Origin of the sequence: Streptomyces sp. NPDC048479 (assembly GCF_040651435.1) — a bacterium.
GTDB lineage: Bacteria > Actinomycetota > Actinomycetes > Streptomycetales > Streptomycetaceae > Streptomyces.
Genome location: NZ_JBEZKA010000019.1, coordinates 13,492 through 36,540, shown reverse-complemented (window position 1 = coordinate 36,540; position 23,049 = coordinate 13,492). Strand labels below are relative to the sequence as shown.

Genomic DNA, 23,049 nt, shown 5'->3' with positions numbered 1-23,049 from the left:
GATGGCTCCCCGTTTCCGAGGTCGGCGACAGCCGCCGACCCTCTAGCAAAGTGATATCACTTTAACGCGCATCGCAACCCTGCGCACCTCTCATGAGTCGGTTCCATGAGACGGGGTGCTGATTCTCACGTCCGGAAAAGACCGGATCGGTGGCTCTTTGTCTGTGTGAGCGGTGTTAGCTTTCTGAGCTGATTCCGGCCCGATGCAGGGTCGATTGCGGCAAGCACGACCAGCGAAAACAGTGACTACGAGCGGAGCAGCGAAGCGATGGGCCGAGCGGAAGCGCGACAAGCCCGGCAGCGCGGGGCGCGCCGGGCGAAGAAGGCAAAGCCCACTGGCATACGGCGCTTCTTCACCTGGAGGAAGCTGCTCGGCACCTTCTTCGGCCTCTGCCTGCTGGCGATGGGCGCCTTCTTCGTGATCTATCTGCTCGTTCCCGTGCCCGAGGCCAACGCCCAGGCCGAGATGCAGAGCAACGTCTACAAGTACAGCAACGGCAAGGTCCTCGCCCGCACCGGCAAGATCAACCGCGAGATCGTCGGGCTCGAGAAGATCCCCAAAGAAGTCCAGTTCACCTTCGTCGCCGCGGAGAACAAGACCTTCTTCAAGGACTCCGGAGTCGACTTCAAGGGCACTGCCCGCGGCGTGATGAACACCCTCACGGGCAAGGGCAAGCAGGGTGGCTCGACCATCACCCAGCAGTACGTCAAGAACTACTACCTGAACCAGGACCAGACGGTCACCCGCAAGCTCAAAGAGCTCGTGATCTCGCTCAAGGTGGACCAGAAGAAGGAAAAGTCCGAGATCCTCGCCGGGTACATCAACACCAGCTACTACGGCCGCAACGCCTACGGAATCCAGGCCGCTGCCCAGGCGTACTACGGCGTCGACGCGTCCAAGCTGAACGTCGCCCAGGGCGCGTATCTCGCCGCTCTGCTCCAGGCCCCGAGCCAGTACGACTGGGCGGTCGCCTCGGAGACCGGCCAGAAGCTGGTCCAGGAGCGCTGGAACTACGTACTCGACAACATGGTCGAGGAGGACTGGCTGGACTCCGGCGAGCGCACCGGCCTGAAGTTCCCCGTGCCCAAGAAGCCGAAAGCCGCCCCCGGCATGGAGGGCCAGACCGGCTACCTCGTCGACGCGGCCAACGCCGAGCTGGAGCGCCACCACATCAGCGAGGAGGAGATCAAGGCCGGCGGCTGGACGATCACCCTCAACATCGACGAGAAGCGCCAGAAGGCACTGGTCAAGGCGGTCGACAAGCAGCTCGAGAAGAAGCTCGAGCGCAAGAAGGACAAGGCCGACGCGACCGTTCAGGCAGGTGCGACCTCCGTCGACCCGAAGACCGGCCATATCGTCGCCCTGTACGGCGGCGAAGGCGCCACCGAGCACTGGCTGTCCAACGCCACCCGCCGCGACTACCAGCCCGCCTCGACCTTCAAGCCCGTCGTCCTCGCCTCGGCCATCGAGAACGGGGCCGAGACCCAGGACGGCGCGAAGATCGGCCTCAACACCAAGTACGACGGCACCAGCAAGCGGCCGGTGAAGGGCAGCGACACCCCCTTCGCGCCCGAGAACGAGGACGACAAGGACTACGGCCCGGTCAGCGTCCAGCGGGCGACGAACAGCTCGATCAACTCCGTCTTCGCGCAGATGATCGTGGATGTCACCCCGAAGAAGGCCAAGAAGACCGCGCTCGCCATGGGCATGAAGGACAGCAAGGACTTTCCGGAGCGGCCCGCGATGTCACTCGGCACGATGGGCGCCTCCACCTGGGACATGGCCGGGGTGTACGCGACCCTCGACAACCACGGCAAGAAGGTCACGCCGTCGATCGTGAAGTCCGCCGAGAGCAAGTCCCGCAAGGCCGATCTGACGGATCCCCCGCCAATCGGCGACCAGGCGATCAGCCGCGAGGCGGCGGACACCACGACGGCGGCCATGACGGGCGTCGTGAAGTCCGGCTCGGGCACGAACGCGGCCGGCGACTACGAGGCAGCGGGCAAGACCGGCACCTCGGAGAACAACCGCTCGGCCTGGTTCGTGGGTTACACCCCGGACCTGGTCACCGCAGTCGCCCTGTTCGGCGAGGACCCCAAGGGCAATCAGGTCACGCTGACCAACACCGTCAACGAGGGCCGCGCCAACGGTGGTGGCGTCCCGGCGAAGATCTGGCAGCAGTACACGACGGGAGCCCTCGACGACGAGGCCGCCGCCGCCGAGTTCGACCTCGACATCGAAGAGGGCGCGACCGCGGAACCGGACCCGACGCCGACGGATACTCCGTCCGAGACGCCCTCGCAGACCCCGTCCAAGACGCCGACGGACGATCCGACGCAGACGCCGACGAGGACGCCCACCAAGACGCCGACGGAGGATCCGACGCAGACGCCGAGCATTACGCCATCGGGTCCGCCGAGCTTCACCCCGCCGACCGACCCGGGCGGTGACCCCGGCGGGACAGAGGGCGCCGGCGGCAGGGTCAAGCCCTGACGGCAACATCAAGCCCGGCAACGTCAGGCTCTGACGGCGACCTCGGGCGACACGTACGACAGTGCCCGCGGCACCCGTATCCGGGACCGCGGGCACTGTCGTACTCCCTGTCAGCCGCCGTTCACCTTGTGGGCGATGCGGTCGCCGGTCTCCTTGTCGATGTTGCGCCAGTACTGCAGCGCCCGGTCCAGGACCGGCCGGGTCACGCCGTCCTTCAGATGTCCGCTGACGTTCGACACCAGTCGCTCACGGGCCGCGTCGTCCAGCACATGGCGGACCATGGTCCCCGGCTGGCCCCAGTCGTCGTCCTCGCGGTGCGGCTTGTACGCCTCGCGCACCAGCTCTCCCGCGGCCTCCCAGCTCGCCGGTTCGCCGAAGCGCTGGAAGTCGGCGGCGGGACCGCCGTAGGAGTTCGGCGCGTACGGCCTCGCGGCGTTCGACGCCACGTACCGCATCGGGCCGTCCTTGGCGTACGAGTTCACCGACGTGTGCGGCCGGTTGGGCGGCAGTTGGGCGTAGTTCGGGCCGATCCGGTACCGGTGGGTGTCCGGGTACGAGAAGAGCCGCCCGAGCAGCATCTTGTCCGGCGACGGGCCGATGCCCGGCACCATGTTCGACGGTTCGAAGGCGGCCTGCTCGATGTGGATGAAGTAGTCCTCCGGATTCCTGTTGAGCGTCATCCGGCCGACGTCGATCAGGGGGTAGTCCCCGTGCGGCCACACCTTGGTCAGGTCGAAGGGATTGAAGCGGTAGTCCGCCGCGTCCTCGAACGGCATGATCTGGACCTTGAGGCTCCAGCTCGGCGCGTTTCCGGACTCGATCGACTCGTACAGATCGCGGCGGTGCTTGTCCGCGTCCGTGCCGGCCAGTTCGTCGGCCTCGGCCTGAGTGAGGAAGTCGATGCCCTGGTCGGTCTTGAAGTGGTACTTCACCCAGAACCGCTCGCCGCCGCCGTTGATCCACATGTAGGTGTGGGAGCTGTAGCCGTTCATATGGCGGTAGGTCTTCGGAACGCCGCGGTCGCCCATCAGCCATGTCACCTGGTGCGCGGACTCGGGGGACAGCGTCCAGAAGTCCCACTGCATGTCGTTGTTGCGCAGCCCGGTGGCCGGGTGGCGCTTCTGGGACCTGATGAAGTCCTGGAATTTGATCGTGTCGCGTACGAAGAAGACCGGCGTGTTGTTGCCGACCATGTCGTAGTTGCCGTGTTCCGTGTAGAACTTCAGCGCGAAGCCGCGGGGGTCACGCCAGGTGTCGGGGGAGCCCTGCTCGCCCGCGACAGTGGAGAAGCGGGCCAGCATCTCGGTGCGCTTGCCCGGCTGGAAGAGGTCCGCCCTGGTGAACTGGCTGACGTCATTGGTGACTTCGAAGGTGCCGTACGCGCCCGCGCCTTTCGCGTGCACCACCCGCTCAGGGACCCGCTCCCGGTTGAACTGGGCCATCTTCTCGATGAGGTAGTGGTCCTGGAGCAGGATCGGGCCGTCGGGTCCCACGGTGAGCGAATGCTCGTCGCTCTCCACCGGGATGCCGGCATTGTTGGTCGTGTACGGGGCCTTCGGGGATGACTCGGTCACGAGCGTCCTCCCGTCGATAGAGGGATTGAGGTCGCATCGGCCGCGTGCCCCAGTCAACTCCCACGACACCCTGTCGGCAACATTTGGACAGGGTCCAGATCTGGCCCCAGTACGAGCTGTGCCGGCTACGCGGGAGTAGGCAGTTCGAACCACACCACCTTGCCGGTCGACAGGCGCGTCGCTCCCCACCGTCTGGCCAGCCGGTTCACCAGGAACAGCCCTCGTCCGCCCTCGTCCGTGTCCCGGGCCCGGCGCTGCCTCGGCAGCTGCGGAGAGTCGTCGCCGACCTCGCAGCGCAGTACGTCCGTACGCAGCAGCCGCAGCGTCACCGGCCGCTCGGCGTACCGCACGGCATTGGTCACCACCTCGCTGACCAGCAGCTCCACCGAGTCGCTCAGCTCTTCCAGACCCCAGCGGTTCAGCGCCCGCCGGGCCAGTCTCCTGGCCCGGCCCGGAGCCGCGTCCTCGGGCTCCAGGAACCAGTAGGCGACATCGCTCGGCGCGATCCCGTCGAAGCGGGCCGCGAGCAGTGCGATGTCGTCGTCCCGGTCGCCCGGGCCGAGAACGTCCAGCACGTCGTCGCAGAGCGCCTCAAGCGGCGGCGAATGGTCCGGACCGGTCAGCTGGGCGGTGGCGGCGAGCCGCTCCCGCAGCTGCTCGATCCCTGTCCACACATCCCGCAGCCGGGACTCGACCAGGCCGTCGGTGTACAGCAGCAGGGTCGCGCCGGCCGGGGCGTCCAGCTCCACGGCCTCGAAGTCCACACCGCCCACGCCGATGGGTGCGCCGGGCGGTACGCGCAGCACCTCGGCCCGCCCGCCCAGGTGCAGCAGGATGGGCGGCGGGTGGCCGGCGTTGGCGATGGTGATCCGGTGCGAGACGGGGTCGTACACGGCGTAGAGGCAGGTGGCCATGCGGTCCGTGCCGAGCCGCTGGGCCTGCTCGTCCAGATGGTGCAGAACCTCCTGGGGCGGCAGGTCGAGACCGGCCAGGGTCTGCGCGGTGGTGCGCAGCTGACCCATGATCGCGGCGGAGGTCATGGAGTGCCCCATGACGTCGCCGACCACCAGCGCCACCCGGCTGCCCGGCAACGGGATCGCGTCGTACCAGTCGCCGCCGACACGGGCGGTCTCGGCGGCCGGGAGGTAGCGGGACGCGAGACGGACGCCGGTCGGCTGCGGGAGCGAGTCGGGCAGCATGGTGCGCTGCAGCTCGTCGGCGATGTACGCCTCACGTCCGTACAGCACGGCCTTGTCGATGCCGAGCGCGGTGTGCGTCGCCAACTGGGCCGCGACCAGAAGGTCGTTGGGCTCGAAGGCGGGCCGGTCCGGCCGGCGGAGGAAGACGGCCGCGCCGATCACCCGCCGCCTGCCGCGGAGCGGGGCGAGTATCGCGCGATGTCCGCTCGGTACGGCGCGGTCGGCGCCGAGCAGCTCGGGCAGGGCGGCCCGGGCGGCCGCGGAGTCGCCGAAGACGGGCCGTACGCCGCGCAGCACCTCGGAGAGCGCACCACCGGACCGCACCTCGCACAGCTCGGCGGCCGGCATGAGGTCGGTCTGCGGGTCTACGACCGGGATGGGGGCGGCGTTGCCGAGATCGGCGTCCTCACCGGCTAAACGCAGCCGGTCGGTGCGGCGCAGCCGCAACACGAACGGCGAGACCGGCCGCTCGTCGCCCACCGGCAGCGGGCTGCGGAGATAGACGAGAATCGCGTCGGAGAAGGTCGGCACGGTCGCCCGGCACAGCCCGAGCACGATCTCGTCGAGGTCTATGCCGCGCGCGATCCTGCGGGTGGCGGCCCCCACGAAACGCAGTCGGTCGCCCTCGCGGCGTGCGGTCCCCGCAAGGTCCTGCGGCGGACCGGCAGGCGGGGGCACGCTCGAGCCGCCGGTCGCCTCGGACCGCGGCCGGGTGCGTTCATGCGGCCGGGCAGCCAAGGGCTGTCGGCCTTCGTGGGAGGTGGGCTGCTCCGTCACGCGTGGGATTCCGTCCGTCCGGGCCGGTTGTGCGATGCAATCGCCTCGTGAGGCGGTATACCCGCTCTGCGGGCGGCGCCGACAGGATGGCAGGCATCCGGCACAGCTCCACCCCCTTGAAATGACTCGTGATGACTTACGGTCAGGCTGCGCCCTGCGCTCAATAGTTGCTCAAACGGCGCAGCCTTGCGGACGACGATCCTACGTTTGCCCCCTGGGGGCGCATCAAGAGTCTCACGAGGTCGTATGAGCTGGAGCGTGTTCCCGGACCGGAATCAGTCACTTCACCCGGCGCCCGCGCGCAGACTCCTGACGCGGACTCAGGACGTCACCTGCACAGCCGTACGGTCCCAGTCCGCCGGAAGCCGAGGCACCCGCCACGCCGGGTCCGGCCGCCAGCCCTCCCAGCCCGCGGAGAACGGCGCCTGCCAGGCCTGGATCGCCTCGACGGCTGCGTCCCCCGCCTCCCGTACCGCCTGTGCCTTCTCCACGTCCATCAGCCCGACCCGCTGGGCCTCCGCGAACTCGTCCTCGTCCAGCCAGTGCCAGGTGCGGTCCGGGTGGACGGCAATGTCCAGGAAGTGATCCTCGGAGTCGACGCCGCCCGCCCAACGGATGTGCGGCTCCTCGAGGTTCACATACCAGTTCTTGAACCGCCAGCCGCGCTCCCAGAACAGCCAGACCGACCAGGGTTCACCGGGCCGCGCCAGCTTCAGTACGCCCGTGCCGAACCAGCGGGCGCGGGCGGTGGTGCGCGGTGCGGTGTAGCGGGTGGCGAGCGGCTCCTGGTGCACCGGCGTGCCGTCCGCGAGTACCGGCTTCACGCACTCGGTGCCCGGCGCCATCCACACCGCGAGCAACTCGTCGGTGTCCTCCACGACGGTCACGGGCCGGCAGATGTGGACGCCGCCGCCCGACAGATCCGGGGCATGGCCGCGGTAGCGCCAGAGGATGTGGTCCCCGGGCGCCCAGCGTGCGATGCGTTCCGTACCTGTCATGCGCAGATCTTAGGAGTACGGCCGGGGACCCGCTGCGACGCAGGTCACGGCCACCGGCTCACGCATGTGTCATACGCAGCACGTCAAGGGCCTCGTCCAGCTGCTCGAGGGTCAGCGCTCCACGCTCCACATAGCCGGACTCGAGGACGACCTCGCGGATCGTCTTCCGCTCGGCCAGCGACTTCTTGGCGACCTTCGCCGCCTCCTCGTACCCGATGTACTTGTTCAGCGGCGTGACGACGGCCGGCGAGGACTCCGCGTACTCACGGGCTCGCTCGACGTTCGCGGTGATGCCGTCGACGGTACGGTCCGCCAGCAGCCGCGAGGCATGGGCGAGGAGCCTCACCGACTCCAGCAGATTCTTGGCGATCACCGGCATCATGACGTTCAGCTCGAAGTTCCCGGCGGCGCCGGCCGCCGCGACCGTGGCGTCGTTGCCGGTCACCTGGGCCGCCACCATCAGCACGGCCTCCGGGATCACCGGGTTGACCTTGCCGGGCATGATCGAGGAGCCGGGCTGAAGGTCGGGGAGGCTGATCTCGGCGAGGCCGGTGCGCGGGCCCGACGCCATCCAGCGCAGATCGTTGGAGATCTTGGTGAGCGAGACAGCGATCGTACGCAGCTGGCCGCTCGTCTCGACCAGCCCGTCGCGCGCACCCTGCGCCTCGAAGTGATTGCGGGCCTCGGTCAGCGGCAGCCCGGTCGCGCGGGCGACCTCGGCGATGACCGCGGCCGAGAAGCCGGGCGGGGTGTTGATGCCGGTGCCCACCGCCGTACCGCCGAGCGGGAGTTCGGCGAGGCGGGGGAGTGAGGCATGGAGCCGTTCCACGCCGTACCGGATCTGTGCGGCATAGCCGCCGAACTCCTGGCCCAGCGTGACGGGGGTGGCGTCCATCAGATGCGTACGGCCGGCCTTGACGACCAATGAGAACTCGGACGCCTTGCGCTCCAGCGAGGCCGCCAGCTGCTCCAGCGCCGGGATCAGATCGCCCGTCACGGCCGCCGTCGCCGCGATGTGGATGGAGGAGGGGAAGACGTCGTTGGACGACTGGGACGCGTTCACATGGTCGTTGGGGTGCACATCGCGGTCGAGGCGCTCGGTGGCGAGCGTGGCGATGACCTCGTTGGTGTTCATGTTCGAGGAGGTGCCGGAACCGGTCTGGAAGACGTCCACCGGGAAGTGCTCGTCCCAGCGGCCCTCCGCGACCTCCGCGGCCGCGTCGGCGACGGCCTCCGCGATGTCCTTGTCGAGCACGCCCAGTTCGGCGTTGACCCGGGCAGCGGCCGCCTTGATCCGGGCCAGGGCCTCGATATGGGCCCGCTCCAGCCGCTGGCCGGACACGGGGAAATTCTCCACCGCCCGCTGGGTCTGGGCCCGCCACTTGGCGTGCGCCGGTACCCGTACCTCACCCATGGAGTCGTGCTCGATCCGGTACTCGCTCGCGTCGTCCATCGCTGCCATGCCTCCTCGGAACTCTCAAAAAGATGAGCAGTTGTCTTGTTCTGACTATTCCCAACTGTGCTACTCGCCAGTAAATACCCGGACCAACAGCAAACCGGGGAGGCGCAATGAGGCGCACCAGGCACAGACTTCGCTGTACGGTCGCGGCCGCCGCGGCACTGGCGGCAGGACTTGGCGGAATGGCTGCCACGGCCACCACCGCCCGGGCCGCGCAGCCCGACGCGATCCGTACCGCAGCATCCGTACCGCTCCCGCCCGAACTGGAGTCCATCCGCGCGACCGAGGCCGTCAAGCTCTACGGCAGCCCCGCCGAACGCCCGCTCGCCGACCGCAAGACCGGCCTGATCTCGCTCGGCGACAGCGAGATCTCCGGCGAGGGCGTCGGCAGCTACGAGCCAGGAACGAACGGCCCCGACAACTGGTGCCACCGCTCGCCCGATGCCGCCATCCACCGCACGGGCATCGCCGCGGACGTCACGTACAACGTCTCCTGCTCCGGCGCGTACACCGGGAACATCCGGATCGGCGGCTCGAAGCAGTACGCCGACGAGCTGGTCCAGAGCGACAGTCTCGCCATCAAGGCGCGCAACACCCGCATCAAGATGGTGCTGTTGGTGGCCGGCGCCAATGACGATCTGCAGTTCGGCCCGGTGATAACCGACTGCGTCACGCGCTACGTGCTGTTCCAGGGGCCGTGCGAGCCGAAGTACGCGGCGGGCTGGCAGGCCCGCGTCGACGGCCTGGTCCCCAAGGTCGAGCAGACCGTACGGGACCTGCGCACCGTGATGAGCGACGCCGGATACGCCGACGGCGACTACAAGCTGGTCGTGATGGGCTACCCGAGCCCCATCGGCCCGGACTTCCGCGACAATCCGAACTTCCCCGGCAAGCTGATCTGCGGCGGTATGGGCTACGACTCCGACACCGTCTGGGGCCGCAACACCGCCGTCCCCGCGTTCGAGCGCGGTATGCGCAGGATCGCGCAGTCCACCGGAGCGGTCTATCTCGACAATTCCCGGCTGTTCCACGGCCATGAGGTCTGTATGGAGGACACCTGGGCGCGCGGGCTGTACATCGATCTCTCCAACCCCTTCCCGCCGGACTCCAATTCGGCCCGCCAGTCCTTCCACCCCAATGTGCGCGGCCACGCGGCGTTCGCCTCCTGCCTCACCCAGCTGTACAACTCGGGGCTGAGGGAGGCAAGTTGCGCGGATGTGGCGTCGACCGGGAAGCCGTCGCTGTACGCGGGCGCGTGGGACGACGCGTACAAGCCGCTGAAGGAGGAGGCCACGGGCTCGTGCCTGGACGTCGCGGGTGCGGTGAGCCGCAACGGGACGGGCGTGGTGGGCTGGGACTGCCACGGCGGCCGTAACCAGGGCTGGTGGTACGACTCGGCGCGCAAGTCGCTGCACACGGAGCTGACGCAGGACCGGTGCCTGGATGTGCCGGGCGGGAGCTATGCGGCGGGCGCGGCGGTGATCGTGTGGAACTGCCACGGCGGCGCGAACCAGCAGTTCGTCCGCACGGGCGGGACGATTCGGCCGTCGTCGGCGACGGGGTTGTGCCTGACGCTGGCGTCGGCGAAGGAGCCGGTCCGGCTCCAGCCGTGCACCGGGGCGGCGAACCAGCGCTTCGCGTAGGGCTGTTTCCCCACCCCGCCCCTTCCCGAATCGGAAATCCAGCCCCGCCGGCGTTCGAGGCGCGGGGTCTGGGGCGGAGCCCCAGTTCAGGGAAGGGGCGGGGTGGGGGCTGTGTCCGATTGTGCGGCTCCGCCGCGTGGGGCCGCCGCAGGCGTTACGCCAGCCCTGGACCCCGCACCGGAATCGACGTGAACGTCGGCGCGGGCGCCGGCTCCGTGAAGAAGTCGTTGCCCTTGTCGTCCACCACGACGAACGCCGGGAAGTCCTCGACCTCGATCCGCCACACCGCCTCCATGCCGAGCTCCTCGTACTCGACGACCTCGACCTTCTTGATGCAGTCCTGCGCGAGCCGCGCCGCGGGCCCGCCGATCGAGCCCAGGTAGAACCCGCCGTGCGTCCCGCACGCGTTCGTCACCTGCTGCGAGCGGTTGCCCTTGGCCAGCATGATCCTGGAGCCGCCCGCCGCCTGGAACTGCTCGACGTACGAGTCCATTCGGCCGGCCGTCGTCGGCCCGAAGGAGCCGGACGCGTAGCCCTCGGGGGTCTTCGCCGGACCGGCGTAGTAGACCGGGTGGTCCTTCAGGTACTGCGGCATCTCCTCGCCCGCGTCGAGCCGCTCCTTGATCTTGGCGTGCGCGATGTCGCGGGCCACGACCAGCGGGCCGGTCAGCGAGAGCCGGGTCTTGACCGGGTACTTGGTGAGCTCGGCCAGCACCTCGTCCATCGGCCGGTTGAGGTCGATCTTCACGACGTCACCCGCCTCGTCCAGATGCTCGTCCGTCGTGTCCGGCAGGAACCGTGCCGGGTCGGTCTCCAGCTCCTCCAGGAACACGCCCTCGGCAGTGATCTTCGCGGTGGCCTGGCGGTCGGCCGAGCAGGAGACGGCGATCGCGACGGGCAGCGAGGCACCGTGACGCGGAAGGCGGACGACGCGGACGTCGTGGCAGAAGTACTTGCCGCCGAACTGCGCGCCGATGCCGATCTTCTGGGTGAGCTCGAAGACCTTCTCCTCCAGCTCCTTGTCCCGGAAGCCGTGGCCGGTGGGCGAGCCCTCGGCCGGCAGCTCGTCGAGGTAGTGCGCGGAGGCGTACTTCGCGGTCTTCAGCGCGAACTCGGCGGACGTGCCGCCGACGACGATGGCGAGGTGGTACGGCGGGCAGGCGGCCGTACCGAGCGAGCGGATCTTCTCCTCCAGGAACTTCATCATGGAGGCCTCGTTCAGGACCGCCTTGGTCTCCTGGAAGAGGAAGGACTTGTTGGCGGAGCCGCCGCCCTTTGCCATGAAGAGGAACTTGTACGCGCCGCCGTCGGTCGCGTACAGCTCGATCTGGGCGGGGAGGTTGGAGCCGGTGTTCTTCTCCTCCCACATGGTGAGCGGAGCCATCTGCGAGTAGCGCAGGTTGAGCTTGGTGTAGGCGTCGTAGATGCCGTGCGAGAGAGCTTCCTCGTCGCCGCCCTGCGTCAGGACGTTCTGGCCGCGCTTGCCCATGACGATCGCCGTGCCGGTGTCCTGGCACATCGGGAGTACGCCGGCGGCCGCGATGTTGGCGTTCTTCAGCAGGTCCAGCGCGACGAACTTGTCGTTGGAGGAGGCCTCCGGGTCGTCGACGATACGGCGCAGCTGCGCGAGGTGGGCGGGCCGCAGGTAGTGCGAGATGTCGTGCATGGCCTCGGCGGCGAGCGTGCGCAGCGCCTCCGGCTCGACCTTGAGGAACGTACGCCCGTCGGCCTCGAAGGTGGAGACACCCTCGGAGGTCACCAGCCGGTACGGCGTGGTGTCCTCTCCCAGCGGGAGCAGATCGGAGTACTGAAACTCTGGCATTACGGCCATTCCTCACTCGGCAGACAGCGGCGCTGACGTCCATTGGCAGCGCGCCCTTCAGCGTAGAACGCGGTCGGCCGCGCACGCTTGTGAGGTAGGGCTCACTCACGCATCGAGGGGCGCCGGCAGGCCCTCCGGTGGTTGAGGGGCGGGGTCCGGGGCGAAGCCCCCGTGCTCGGCGCCGCGCCAGGCCCCGTACCCCTAGTCGCGATCTATCGCGTTTCGCTACGCTGGATCCGTGGACCTCGAAAAGCACCCCCAGAAGCCGGTCGCCCCCGCGGAGCCCAGCGATGCCATCCGCGCCTCGGATGCCGACCGCGACCGGATCGCCGACATCCTCCGGGACGCCCTGGCCGAGGGCCGGCTGGACGCCGAGGAGCACTCCGAGCGGATCGACGCCGTCTACCGGGCCAAGACCGTCGGGGAACTGGAGCCGCTGGTCCGGGACTTGCCCGCGGCCCGCACCGGCACTCGTGGCGACGCCATGTCGTACGCGTACGGGCCCGAGGAGCCCGTCGGCCCCGCCGAGAATCTCATCGCCGTCTTCTCCAGCTCCACCCGCAAGGGCCGTTGGCGCGTCGGCCGCCGCACCAACGCCTTCTCGCTCTTCGGCAACATCGAGATCGACCTCACCGAGGCGCTCTTCGGGCAGCGGCTGACCGTCATCAACGCCACCTCCATCTTCGGCAATGTCGAAGTGCGGGTCCCGGAGAACATCTCGCTGCGCGGCAGCGGCACCGGATTCTTCGGCAACTTCGATGTGCTCACCCTGGAGGCGGCCGATCCGGAGGCCCCGGTGGTCGTCGTGAACGGGTATTCGGTTTTCGGCAATGTCGAGGCCAGGCCCAAACGGGGCCGGCTCATCGCCGACCTCCATGACCGCCTGCGCAAACACCTCGGCTGACGGCTCCGCTCCGGAGCACTTTCCGGCCGCGAGCGCCTGCCCGCAATTCCGTGCCCCGGAACTCAGTGCCACTCAGTGAATAGGAGTGCGTACAGCGGGTAGGGAGTGCTGCATCGTCTCTCGCTCGCGAAGCCGTCGTCAGGAGTAGACCGTGCTGCAACTGCCGCATCAGTCCTTGCAGGTCGCCGCCGTTCCGCCCCAGCGAATTTCCGCTCGGGAAGATCAGGCCGGGCCCTGGCACGCGGAGGCGGTGTGCCGCCGGGACGAGGCCGGACTGTTCTTCGCTCCGTCCAAGGAGCCGACGGCCGCGCGGCTGTCGCGCGAGGAGGCCGCGAAGCGGGTCTGCGCCCGCTGCCCCGTGATGGTCGAATGCCGGGAGCACGCTCTGCTCCAACCCGAGCCGTACGGCGTGTGGGGCGGGCTGACCGCGGCCGAGCGCCGCGTGGTGCTGGCCCGGCGCAGGCGGCGCGAGGTGGAGCTCAAGAAGTCGGCGGCGGCCTGAGCGCCGGGCAGGGACGGGAAGGGGCGCCCCCACCGCACTTGGGGGGGCGCCCCTTCCCGTACCCGTTGCTCCCGCTTGTCCCGCTCGGCTCGTCCTACTTGGCGCGGTCGAAGTCGATGGCGCTGTACGCGCGCAGCTTCGACAGCCGGTGGGTCGAGTCGATCTGGCGGATCGTGCCGGACTTGGAGCGCATCACCAGCGACTGGGTGGTCGCGGTCTCCGCGCGGTAACGCACTCCGCGCAGCAGCTCGCCGTCCGTGATGCCGGTGGCGACGAAGAACACGTTGTCGCCACTGACCAGGTCGTTCGTGTGCAGCACCCGGTCCAGGTCGTGCCCGGCGTCGAGCGCGCGCTGCCGCTCGGCGTCGTCCTTCGGCCAGAGCTTGCCCTGGATCGTGCCGCCGAGGCACTTGATCGCGCAGGCGGAGATGATGCCCTCGGGCGTGCCACCGATACCCATGAGCATGTCGACGCCGGTGCCTTCGCGTACGGCCATGACCGAGCCCGCGACATCGCCGTCCGAGATGAACTTGATGCGTGCGCCGGTCTCGCGGATCTCCTTGACGATGCCCTCGTGGCGCGGGCGGTCCAGGATGACGACCGTGACGTCCTCGGGCGCGGAGTGCTTGGCCTTGGCGACCCGGCGGATATTGACCGAGACGGGCGCGTTGATGTCCACGAAGTCCGCGGCCTCGGGGCCGGTGACCAGCTTGTCCATGTAGAAGACCGCGGACGGGTCGAACATGGTGCCGCGGTCGGCGGCCGCGAGCACGGCGATGGCGTTCGGCATGCCCTTGGCGTTCAGCGTGGTGCCGTCGATCGGGTCCACGGCGATGTCGACCTCGGCGCCGGTACCGTCGCCGACCCGCTCGCCGTTGAACAGCATCGGGGCTTCGTCCTTCTCGCCCTCACCGATGACGACGATGCCGTTCATCGAGACGGTGGAGACAAGGGTCCGCATGGCCTTGACGGCCGCTCCGTCCGCGCCGATCTTGTCGCCGCGGCCGACCCACCGGCCGGCGGCCATTGCGGCGGCCTCGGTGACCCGGACCAGTTCCAGGGCGAGGTTGCGGTCGGGGGCCTCGGGAGAGACCTCGAGCTGGGACGGCAGATGATGCTCGGTCATCGGAGCGCACCTTTCTGTACGACGACGGCCGGAAAAGACGGTGATCCGACTCTATCGGTACGTCGATAAATTGAGCAGAGGGGGCCACGTTTGAGCACACTTCCATGATGCGACCATGGGGGCGTGGCAGGTATGCGAGGCAGACAGACGGTGCGGGACATGGTGCTGTCGATGGCGGTGATCGGCGCCGTCGTCGCAGTGATCTACGTGTTCATTCCGCACGACGAAAAGGCGGACCCGGTCAAGGCGGTCGACTACCGGGTGGAGCTGCTGACGGCACGGCGCGCGGCGCCGTACCCGGTGGCGGCACCCGAGGGGCTGGCGAAGGAGTGGAAGCCGACATCGGTGTCGTACAAGCGCGCCGATGCGGATGCCTGGCACCTCGGCTTCCTGGACCCGGACGGCGAATACATCGCGGTCGAGCAGTCCACGGCGCCGGCCGGCAAGTTCATCCCGGAGGTCAGCCAGCAAGCCCGGGAGACCGGGAAGACGCAGCAGGTGGGCGGCGTGGACTGGCAGCGCTGGGAGGGCCCGAAGTACGACGCGCTGGTGCGCGAGGACAAGGGCTCGACGACCGTGATCACGGGTACGGCGTCGCCGGAGCGGCTGGCGGAGATGGCCACCGCGCTGGAGTCGAAGAAGTCCTGATCTCGTTGCAGGAAAAGGCCGCCGCACCCCGGAGCGGGTGCGGCGGCCTTCTGCTTGTGCGGGATCAGACGGTGGTGACGACCTCGTCGTAGGACAGCCGCGGCGAGCGCGGGAACGAGGCGTCCTCGCCGGGCCTGCCGATGTTGACGATCATCAGCGGGGTGTGGTCGCCGTCCAGGAACTCCTTCTGGACGCCGGCGAAGTCGAAGCCGGTCATCGGGCCCGCTGCCAGGCCGGCGGCGCGGACGCCGACGATGAAGTACGCGGCCTGCAGCGCGGCGTTGAGGGCGGCGGCCTGCTCACGCACCGGGCGCTCGGCGAAGAACATGTCCTTGGCCTGCGGGAAGTGCGGGAACAGGGTCGGGAGCTCCTCGTGGAACTCGTTGTCGGCGGCGAGGATCGCGACCAGCGGGGCGGTGGCGGTCTTCGGCTGGTTGCCCTCGGCCATGTGCGTGACCAGTCGCTCACGGGCCTCGTCGGAGCGGACCAGGACGACGCGCAGCGGGCTCTGGTTGAAGGCGGTCGGGCCGAATTTGACCAGGTCGTAGATCGCCTGAACCTGCTCCTCGGTCACCGGCTCGTCGGTGAACGTGTTGGCGGTGCGGGCCTCACGGAAGAGGAGGTCCTGGGCGGCGGAGTCAAGGGCGAGGGTCATGCTGGCGTACCTTCCGGGGGGCGTACAGAGGATCTTTACGACGGCTCCAACCGCACCCCGGTGGATTAAATTTCAACTACATGCCCATGGTGACCCGGCTCACACCCGGGAGCACCCCCGGACCTGCTCAGTCTTCGGCGGCCTCGGCGGCCTCGCCCTCTCTCGTGCCCTCGCCCTTCCCCTCGGAAAGCGCCGCGTCGAGCCGCGCGCGGGCGCCCTCCAGCCAGTGGCGGCAGACCTTCGCCAGCTCCTCGCCGCGCTCCCACAGAGCCAGCGACTCCTCGAGCGTCGTGCCGCCCGCCTCCAGGCGGCGTACGACCTCGATCAGCTCGTCCCGCGCCTGCTCGTAACCGAGCGCGGCCTCGTCCGTCTTGGCAGCCATGCGATCCACCCTATGTGTGAGGTAGGACAACGACCGTCACCTGCTCACGGCTCACCTGCTCACGGCTCACCTGTTCACGACGCGCCGGCCGCGCTCACTCCGCGACCCGTACGGCGAACTCGCCCTCCGAGACCCGCGCCCGCAGCTCGTCACCCACCCCGACCTCCTCCGGCGAGCGGACCACCGATCCGTCCGCCCGCTGCAGCACCGCGTACCCCCGCTCCAGCGTCGCCGCCGGGGACAGCGAGACCACCCGCGCCCGGGTGTGCGCCAGCTCCGAGTCCGCCCGGTCCAGCAGATGCCCCAGCACCCGCCGGCTGCGGGCGACCAGCGCGTCGGCCTCCGCCTCGCGCTCGTCCACCATCCGGTGCGGGTGCTCCATCGACGGCCGGGCCAGCGCATGGGCCAGACCCCGCTCCTCCCGGTCCAGCAGCCCCCGGACGGTGCGCAGCGCACGGTCCCGCAGCTGCCGCACCCGGTCCAGCTCCTCGCCGACGTCAGGGACGACCTTCTTCGCCGCGTCCGTCGGCGTCGACGCCCGCAGATCGGCCACCAGGTCGAGCAGTGGCGCGTCCGGCTCGTGCCCGATCGCCGACACCACCGGCGTACGGCACTCGGACACCGCACGCACCAGCTGCTCGTCCGAGAACGGCAGCAGATCCTCCACGCTGCCGCCGCCGCGCGCCACGATGATCACGTCCACCTCCGGGAGCGTGTCCAACTCCTTCACCGCCTGGACGACCTGGGCCACCGCGTGCACGCCCTGCACCGCCACATTGCGCACCTCGAAGCGGACGGCCGGCCACCGCCGCCGGGCGTTCTCCAGGACGTCGCGTTCGGCAGCGGACGCACGCCCGCACACCAGCCCCACCCGGTGCGGCAGGAACGGCAGCGCCTTCTTCCGCTCGACGGCGAACAGCCCCTCCGCGCCCAGCGTCCGCTTCAGCTGCTCGAGCCGGGCGAGCAGTTCACCGATGCCCACCGGCCTTATCTCCACGGCCCGCAGTGACAGCTGCCCCCGCGGCGCGTACCACTCCGGCTTGGCGTGCACCACGACCCGCGCGCCCTCCGCCACCACATCCGCGACCGCGTCGAAGACCTGCCGGAAGCAGGTGACACCCACCGAGATGTCGTACGAGGGGTCGCGCAGCGTCATGAAGACGACCCCGGCGCCGGGCCGCCGCGACAGCTGAGTGATCTGCCCCTCCACCCAGACCGCCCCGAGCCGGTCGATCCACCCTCCGATGAGCCGTGACACCTCGCCGACCGGCAGCGGCGCTTCCGCGGACGTGTTGAGAGCCATACGGGCGAGCGTATCGGCCGTGTACGACAACGTCCCTCGGCGCGAGCTACGCCGAGGAACCGTGCCGCTCCCACTGCACCGCGAGCACGATCAGCCCCACCCCCAGCCACAGCACACCCACCACCTGCGCCGCCCCGGCCGCCGCCACGATCACCGCGACCGTCACCGCCGCGCCCAGCGCCGGCATCACCAGATGCCGCAACCAGTCGGGGGTGCCATCACTCCGCTTCACCACGAACCAGCCGATCACCGACGCGTGCAGCAGCGTGAAGGCGGTCAAGGCGCCGATGTCGACCACCGACACCAGATGATCCAGACCGTCGCCGCGCCGCGCCGCCCACACCGCGGCCACCATCGTGACGGCCGCGGCCAGCAGCAGCGCAAGCCGTGGCACACCCGAATCCGTACGCGAAAGCACGCGCGGCAGCCGACGGTCCCGCGCCATCGCGAAGAGCAGCCGGCCCGCCGCCGCCTGCCCGGCCAGCGCCGCGAACGCCGCCCCGATCGCCTTGCTCGCCGCGACCAGGTCGTGCAGCCAGCCCCCGACCGAGGCGTCCACCGCGTCGTAGAAGGCCGAACCCTGTTTGACCGGCTCGGCCGCCAGCTCCGCCGACGACAGCGGCTCAAGCAGCGCCACCAGATACGTCTGCGCCACGAACAGCCCACCCGCCAGCGCCAGACAGAACAGCACCGCCCTGGCCACCTTCCGCGAGCCGCCCGTCACCTCCTCCGCGAACGAGGCGATCGCGTCGAAGCCGAGATACGACAGCACCGCCACCGACACCGCGCTGAACACCGCCGTCATCGAGAAGCCCGTGTCACCGGTCAGCGGCGACAGCCAGTCGCGCCGCGCCCCGTCCTGCGCGAGCGTCACGACGGCCGACACCATGAACACCAGCAGCACCACGATCTCCATCGCCAGCACCGCGAAGCCGACCCGGGCCGCCGCCCGTACGCCCGACAGATTCAGCAGCGTGGTGACCACCACGGCGATCCCGGTCCACACCCACCGGTCCACCTCCGGGACCAGCGTCTCCATCGCGATCCCGGAGAAGAGATACGCGACGGCCGGGATCAGCAGATAGTCGAGCATCGCCATCCACCCGGCGATGAACCCCGGCGCATCGCCGAGCCCCTTGCGCGCATACGTGTAGACCGAGCCGGCCTGCGGCGCGACCCGCACCATCAGCGCGTAACTGAAGGCGGTGAACGCCATCGCGATCGTCGCGACCACATAGACGAGCGCCACGGCCCCGTGCGACTTCGCGTCGAGCGTGCCGAACACTCCGACCGGCGCCATGGGTGCGATGAAGAGCAGACCGTAGACGAGGAGATGCCGGAATCCGAGCGTGCGCCGCAGCCCGCCGTCGGTGCCGTCCCCCGTGTCGGACCCTTCAGCTGCCGCCATCGCGTCCCTCCGTCGCTCGCGTCCGGCCTCAGTCTTCCCCCTGAGGGTGATCTCTGGCCTTCTCGACGCGGCCTTACGATGGGGGGCATGACTGCTACGACTCCTGCCCGACGCGTCCTGCTCGCCGCTCCCCGTGGCTACTGCGCGGGCGTGGACCGTGCCGTGATCGCCGTGGAGAAGGCCCTGGAGCAGTACGGGTCGCCGATCTACGTCCGCCACGAGATCGTCCACAACAAGTACGTCGTACAGACCCTTGAGAAGAAGGGTGCGATCTTCGTCGAGGAGACGGCGGAGGTCCCCGAGGGGTCGATCGTCATGTTCTCGGCGCACGGCGTGGCCCCGGTCGTCCACGAGGAGGCCGCCGAGCGCAAGCTCGCGACCATCGACGCGACCTGCCCGCTGGTGACCAAGGTCCACAAGGAAGCCGTCCGGTTCGCCGACGAGGACTACGACATCCTGCTGATCGGGCACGACGGCCACGAGGAAGTCATCGGTACGTCCGGCGAGGCCCCCGAACACATCACGCTCGTGGACGGCCCCGAGGATGTCGCGAACGTCTCCGTACGGGACGAGTCGAAAGTCGTCTGGCTCTCCCAGACCACGCTTTCGGTCGACGAGACGATGGAGACGGTCGACGCACTCAAGACGAAGTTCCCGCAGCTGATCTCCCCGCCGAGCGACGACATCTGCTACGCCACGCAGAACCGCCAGATCGCGGTCAAGCAGATGGGCGCCGAGGCGGACCTGGTCATCGTCGTCGGCTCGAAGAACTCCTCGAACTCCGTCCGGCTGGTCGAGGTGGCGCTGGGCGCGGGCGCGCGCGACGCGCATCTGGTGGACTACGCCTCGGAGATCGAAGAGGCCTGGCTGGACGGCGTCTCGACGGTCGGCGTCACTTCCGGTGCCTCGGTGCCCGAGGTCCTGGTCGAGGGCGTACTGGAGTGGCTGTCGCAGCGCGGTTTCGAGGATGTCGAGATCGTCAAGGCGGCCGAGGAGTCCATCACCTTCTCGCTGCCGAAGGAACTCCGCCGCGATCTGCGCGCGGAGGCGGCAGAGCTGTCGGGACAGTAGTCCGAGCAGCGTCCCGATCAGCAGTCCGACAAGTGACTGTCAGCCGCTGCCCGTAACGTTGTGTCCATGAACGTGTTCGGAGTGGACATCGGCGGTTCCGGCATCAAGGGCGCACCTGTGGATCTTGAGCGCGGCGACCTGGCGCAGGAGCGCCACAAAGTCCTGACCCCACACCCATCGACGCCCGCAGCCGTGGCGGACGGCGTCGCCGAGGTGATCGCGAATTTCAGCTGGTCGGGCCCGGTAGGCATCACCTTCCCCGGCGTCGTCACGAGCGGCGTCACCCGCACTGCGGCCAATGTGGACAAGGGCTGGGTCGACGTGGACGCCTCGAAGCTGCTCGGCGAGCGCCTCGGTGGCCTGCCGGTGACGATCCTGAACGACGCGGACGCGGCGGGCGTCGCGGAGATGACGTTCGGGGCGGGCCGCGGCCGCAAGGGGACGGTGATCCTGCTGACCTTCGGTACGGGCATCGGCAGCGCGGTCTTCATCGACGGCCGGCTGGTCCCGAACACCGAACTGGGCCACCTCGAGCTGCACGGCCACGACGCCGAGAAGCACGCCTCCACGAAGGTCAAGGATGACGAGGGCCTGAGCTGGCAACGCTGGGCGCACCGGGTGCAGAAGTATCTGGCCCATGTGGAGATGCTGTTCTCGCCGGAGCTGTACATCATCGGCGGCGGTGTGAGCCGTAAGGCGGACAAGTTCGTGCCGCTGATCGAGGGCATCAGGGCAGAGATCGTCCCGGCGGAACTGCAGAACAATGCGGGGATCGTGGGCGCGGCGATGGCGGCGGCGGGCAGGTAGCGGGGCGGCGGGCCTCAGCCGGTACGGGCGGGGGCCCGCCGGGCCGGGGGCACCTCAGCCGGTACGGGCGCGCAGGCACGCACCCCGTCCTCGCGCCTCAGCGGGTCCGGGCGGGAGCCGCGCGTACCTCGTACGCGCGCCTCTGCCGGCCCGGGCGAGGGCGAACCCCGTCCTCCCGGCTCAGCCGGTACGAGCGGGAGCCGCGCGTACCTCGTACGCGCGCCTCAGCCGGGCCCGGGCGAGGGCGCACCCCGTCCTTGCGGCTCAGCCGGTGCGGGCGATGGGCCCCCGTGCACACCCGTGCTTGCGGCTCAGCCGCGCCGGCCGGGGCCGCCGCCCGGCCGCCCGCGCCGCTGTCGGCGCCCCATCATCCGCACCTTCCGTACGCAGGTGATGAGCCCGGCGACCAGCGTGCCGCCGTACAGCCAGCCGGCGTGCACCGCGAGCGCGGTGACCAGGGCCATCGTCTGCCCGCCGAAGCCCCCGGTCCCGCCGGAGATCGGCACGATGCCGACCGCGAAGGCGATCGGCACGCTGATCGGCGCGGTGACCAGGTCGGCCTCCCGCACCCAGAGCGCGGTCAGCGCGCTGACGGGCAGGAACAGCAGCCCGAACACCACGGCGGAGCCGTCGAAGAGCAGCCAGTCCAGAAGGCCGAGCGCGAACATCGTCGCGGCGGCGAACAGCCCGCCGCCGAGCCCGGTGAGCCGGGGCTTGGGCAGTCTGCGCAGCGCGAGCACAACCGGCGGCACGGGGCGCGCGGGCCGTGCCGCCACCCGGTACACGGCGGGGGTGCCCTCGGCGAGCGCGCCCTGCGGGGAGAGAGGGGCTTGCTGGGAAAGAGGGGCCTGCGGGCGCTGTCGGCGCTGAGGGTGACCTGTCCTGTGCTGCTCCACCTGGACAACGTAGGTCGCGATGTGGGAGGAATCAGGCACGGGACACGCCCTTTGGCCGACCTTGGCGTTGAGTTCGACTCCCGACTGCCGTCGATGCCCGGCTCGACCCGCCCGTAAACTGGGGAATCGGCCCGCCTCCGGGCCGTACGGCCATCTGCCAGTCCTTACTCCAGGAAGTCGCCAACGTGTCGCTCACGATCGGAATCGTCGGTCTGCCGAATGTCGGCAAGTCGACCCTGTTCAACGCCCTGACCAAGAACGACGTGCTGGCGGCCAACTACCCGTTCGCCACCATCGAGCCGAACGTCGGCGTCGTCGGCGTCCCGGACACCCGCCTCGCCACGCTCGCCGAGATCTTCGGCTCGCAGCGGATCCTCCCGGCCACGGTCGACTTCGTCGACATCGCCGGCATCGTGCGCGGCGCGAGCGAGGGAGAGGGCCTGGGCAACAAGTTCCTGGCGAACATCCGTGAGTCCGACGCGATCTGCCAGGTCATCCGCGCCTTCAAGGACGAGAACGTCGTGCACGTCGACGGCAAGGTCTCGCCGAAGGACGACATCGAGACGATCCACACCGAGCTCATCCTCGCGGACCTCCAGTCGGTCGAGAAGGCGATCCCGCGCTTGACGAAGGAGTCCCGCCTCCAGAAGGAGAAGGTCGCGGTCCTGGCAGCGGTCGAGGAGGCCCAGAAGATCCTCGAGGAGGGCACCACGCTCTTCCACGCGGGCATCACCGCCGGCACCGAGAAGGGCAGGCTCCTCCACGAGCTGCACCTCCTCACCAGCAAGCCCTTCCTCTACGTCTTCAACGTCGACGAGGACGAGCTGGTCGACGAGGACTTCAAGAACGACCAGCGCGCGCTGGTGGCCCCGGCCGAGGCGATCTTCCTCAACGCCAAGATCGAGTCCGAACTGATCGAGCTCGACGACGACGAGGCGCTCGAACTCCTCCAGTCGATGGGCCAGGAGGAGCCGGGCCTGGCCACGCTGGGCCGCGTCGGCTTCGACACGCTGGGCCTCCAGACGTACCTGACGGCGGGCCCGAAGGAGACCCGCGCCTGGACGATCAAGAAGGGCGCGACGGCTCCCGAGGCGGCCGGTGTGATCCACACCGACTTCCAGAAGGGCTTCATCAAGGCCGAGGTCATCTCGTTCGAGGACCTGGTCGAGACGGGCTCGGTGGCGGAGGCCCGCGCCAAGGGCAAGGCGCGTATGGAGGGCAAGGACTACGTGATGCAGGACGGCGACGTGGTGGAGTTCCGCTTCAACGTTTAGGCGCATTTCCACCACGTCGCTTGATGGCGCATTCTGTCAAACGTGCAGGTCAGGGGGCCCCACTCTTCGGAGTCGGGCCCCCTGGCTCTTTCCCGTGCTGGGATGGTG

At 69.3% G+C, this 23,049-nt stretch carries 19 protein-coding genes; 8 read left to right on the top strand and 11 right to left on the bottom strand.

Features of this window, described 5'->3' with window-relative positions; genetic code table 11:
* Window positions 1-267 precede the first annotated feature (267 nt).
* Window positions 268-2,493: a transglycosylase domain-containing protein gene (locus AB0D12_RS26875; RefSeq protein WP_362687841.1), complete on the top strand. Its 2,226-nt coding sequence runs from the start codon at window positions 268-270 to the stop codon at window positions 2,491-2,493.
* Window positions 2,494-2,603: 110 nt separating this feature from the next.
* Here AB0D12_RS26875 and AB0D12_RS26870 read toward each other — a convergent pair whose 3' ends face one another.
* From AB0D12_RS26870 to AB0D12_RS26855, 4 genes are all read right to left on the bottom strand, one after another.
* Window positions 2,604-4,067: a catalase gene (locus tag AB0D12_RS26870; protein ID WP_362687840.1), complete on the bottom strand. Its 1,464-nt coding sequence runs from the start codon at window positions 4,065-4,067 to the stop codon at window positions 2,604-2,606.
* 125 nt (window positions 4,068-4,192) lie between these two features.
* Window positions 4,193-6,043: a SpoIIE family protein phosphatase gene (locus AB0D12_RS26865; RefSeq protein ID WP_362687839.1), complete on the bottom strand. Its 1,851-nt coding sequence runs from the start codon at window positions 6,041-6,043 to the stop codon at window positions 4,193-4,195.
* 320 nt (window positions 6,044-6,363) lie between these two features.
* Window positions 6,364-7,041 (bottom strand): DUF402 domain-containing protein, encoded by a 678-nt coding sequence (locus tag AB0D12_RS26860; protein WP_362687837.1) that lies wholly within the window; start codon window positions 7,039-7,041, stop codon window positions 6,364-6,366.
* Window positions 7,042-7,099: 58 nt separating this feature from the next.
* On the bottom strand, window positions 7,100-8,494 hold the full coding sequence (locus tag AB0D12_RS26855; protein ID WP_362688221.1) for a class II fumarate hydratase: 1,395 nt from the start codon (window positions 8,492-8,494) through the stop codon (window positions 7,100-7,102).
* Window positions 8,495-8,610: 116 nt separating this feature from the next.
* Here AB0D12_RS26855 and AB0D12_RS26850 point away from each other — a divergent pair, with 116 nt between their 5' ends.
* Window positions 8,611-10,143, top strand: coding sequence for a ricin-type beta-trefoil lectin domain protein (locus AB0D12_RS26850; protein ID WP_362687835.1), 1,533 nt, complete (start codon window positions 8,611-8,613; stop codon window positions 10,141-10,143).
* Between the two features lie 154 nt (window positions 10,144-10,297).
* Here the strand turns inward: AB0D12_RS26850 and AB0D12_RS26845 are convergent, their stop codons facing one another.
* A complete protein-coding gene (locus AB0D12_RS26845; RefSeq protein ID WP_362687833.1) occupies window positions 10,298-11,965 on the bottom strand; it encodes a fumarate hydratase in 1,668 nt (555 codons plus the stop codon).
* A 238-nt stretch (window positions 11,966-12,203) separates the two neighbouring features.
* Here AB0D12_RS26845 and AB0D12_RS26840 point away from each other — a divergent pair, with 238 nt between their 5' ends.
* Entirely contained in the window at window positions 12,204-12,869 is a 666-nt protein-coding gene (locus AB0D12_RS26840) for a DUF1707 domain-containing protein (protein ID WP_362687831.1), read from the top strand.
* Window positions 12,870-13,020: 151 nt separating this feature from the next.
* Window positions 13,021-13,371, top strand: a complete 351-nt coding sequence (locus tag AB0D12_RS26835) for a WhiB family transcriptional regulator (protein WP_327325814.1) — start codon at window positions 13,021-13,023, stop codon at window positions 13,369-13,371.
* A gap of 94 nt (window positions 13,372-13,465) precedes the next feature.
* Here the strand turns inward: AB0D12_RS26835 and glpX are convergent, their stop codons facing one another.
* Window positions 13,466-14,497 carry a class II fructose-bisphosphatase gene (glpX, locus tag AB0D12_RS26830; protein WP_362687828.1) on the bottom strand — a complete coding sequence of 344 codons (1,032 nt, stop codon included), beginning with the start codon at window positions 14,495-14,497 and terminating at the stop codon, window positions 13,466-13,468.
* Between the two features lie 123 nt (window positions 14,498-14,620).
* Between glpX and AB0D12_RS26825 the strand changes: the two genes are divergently transcribed.
* On the top strand, window positions 14,621-15,145 hold the full coding sequence (locus tag AB0D12_RS26825; RefSeq protein ID WP_362687825.1) for a DUF4245 domain-containing protein: 525 nt from the start codon (window positions 14,621-14,623) through the stop codon (window positions 15,143-15,145).
* Window positions 15,146-15,209: 64 nt separating this feature from the next.
* Here AB0D12_RS26825 and AB0D12_RS26820 read toward each other — a convergent pair whose 3' ends face one another.
* From AB0D12_RS26820 to AB0D12_RS26805, 4 genes are all read right to left on the bottom strand, one after another.
* Window positions 15,210-15,800 (bottom strand): malonic semialdehyde reductase, encoded by a 591-nt coding sequence (locus tag AB0D12_RS26820; protein ID WP_362687822.1) that lies wholly within the window; start codon window positions 15,798-15,800, stop codon window positions 15,210-15,212.
* Window positions 15,801-15,927: 127 nt separating this feature from the next.
* Entirely contained in the window at window positions 15,928-16,182 is a 255-nt protein-coding gene (locus AB0D12_RS26815; protein WP_362687819.1) for an exodeoxyribonuclease VII small subunit, read from the bottom strand.
* Window positions 16,183-16,276: 94 nt separating this feature from the next.
* Window positions 16,277-17,485: an exodeoxyribonuclease VII large subunit gene (gene xseA / locus AB0D12_RS26810; RefSeq protein ID WP_362687816.1), complete on the bottom strand. Its 1,209-nt coding sequence runs from the start codon at window positions 17,483-17,485 to the stop codon at window positions 16,277-16,279.
* Between the two features lie 46 nt (window positions 17,486-17,531).
* On the bottom strand, window positions 17,532-18,893 hold the full coding sequence (locus AB0D12_RS26805; protein ID WP_362687813.1) for an APC family permease: 1,362 nt from the start codon (window positions 18,891-18,893) through the stop codon (window positions 17,532-17,534).
* A 78-nt stretch (window positions 18,894-18,971) separates the two neighbouring features.
* On the opposite strand from AB0D12_RS26805, the gene AB0D12_RS26800 reads away from it, so the two are divergent.
* Window positions 18,972-19,964: a 4-hydroxy-3-methylbut-2-enyl diphosphate reductase gene (locus AB0D12_RS26800; protein WP_362687810.1), complete on the top strand. Its 993-nt coding sequence runs from the start codon at window positions 18,972-18,974 to the stop codon at window positions 19,962-19,964.
* A gap of 66 nt (window positions 19,965-20,030) precedes the next feature.
* Window positions 20,031-20,771: a polyphosphate--glucose phosphotransferase gene (gene ppgK / locus AB0D12_RS26795; protein WP_362687808.1), complete on the top strand. Its 741-nt coding sequence runs from the start codon at window positions 20,031-20,033 to the stop codon at window positions 20,769-20,771.
* Between the two features lie 311 nt (window positions 20,772-21,082).
* Here ppgK and AB0D12_RS26790 read toward each other — a convergent pair whose 3' ends face one another.
* On the bottom strand, window positions 21,083-21,667 hold the full coding sequence (locus AB0D12_RS26790; RefSeq protein ID WP_362688218.1) for a DUF6542 domain-containing protein: 585 nt from the start codon (window positions 21,665-21,667) through the stop codon (window positions 21,083-21,085).
* A 185-nt stretch (window positions 21,668-21,852) separates the two neighbouring features.
* Here AB0D12_RS26790 and ychF point away from each other — a divergent pair, with 185 nt between their 5' ends.
* The gene (ychF, locus tag AB0D12_RS26785; protein ID WP_362687805.1) at window positions 21,853-22,941 is read left to right on the top strand and encodes a redox-regulated ATPase YchF; all 1,089 of its coding nucleotides are present in this window, start codon (window positions 21,853-21,855) and stop codon (window positions 22,939-22,941) included.
* Window positions 22,942-23,049 lie beyond the last annotated feature (108 nt).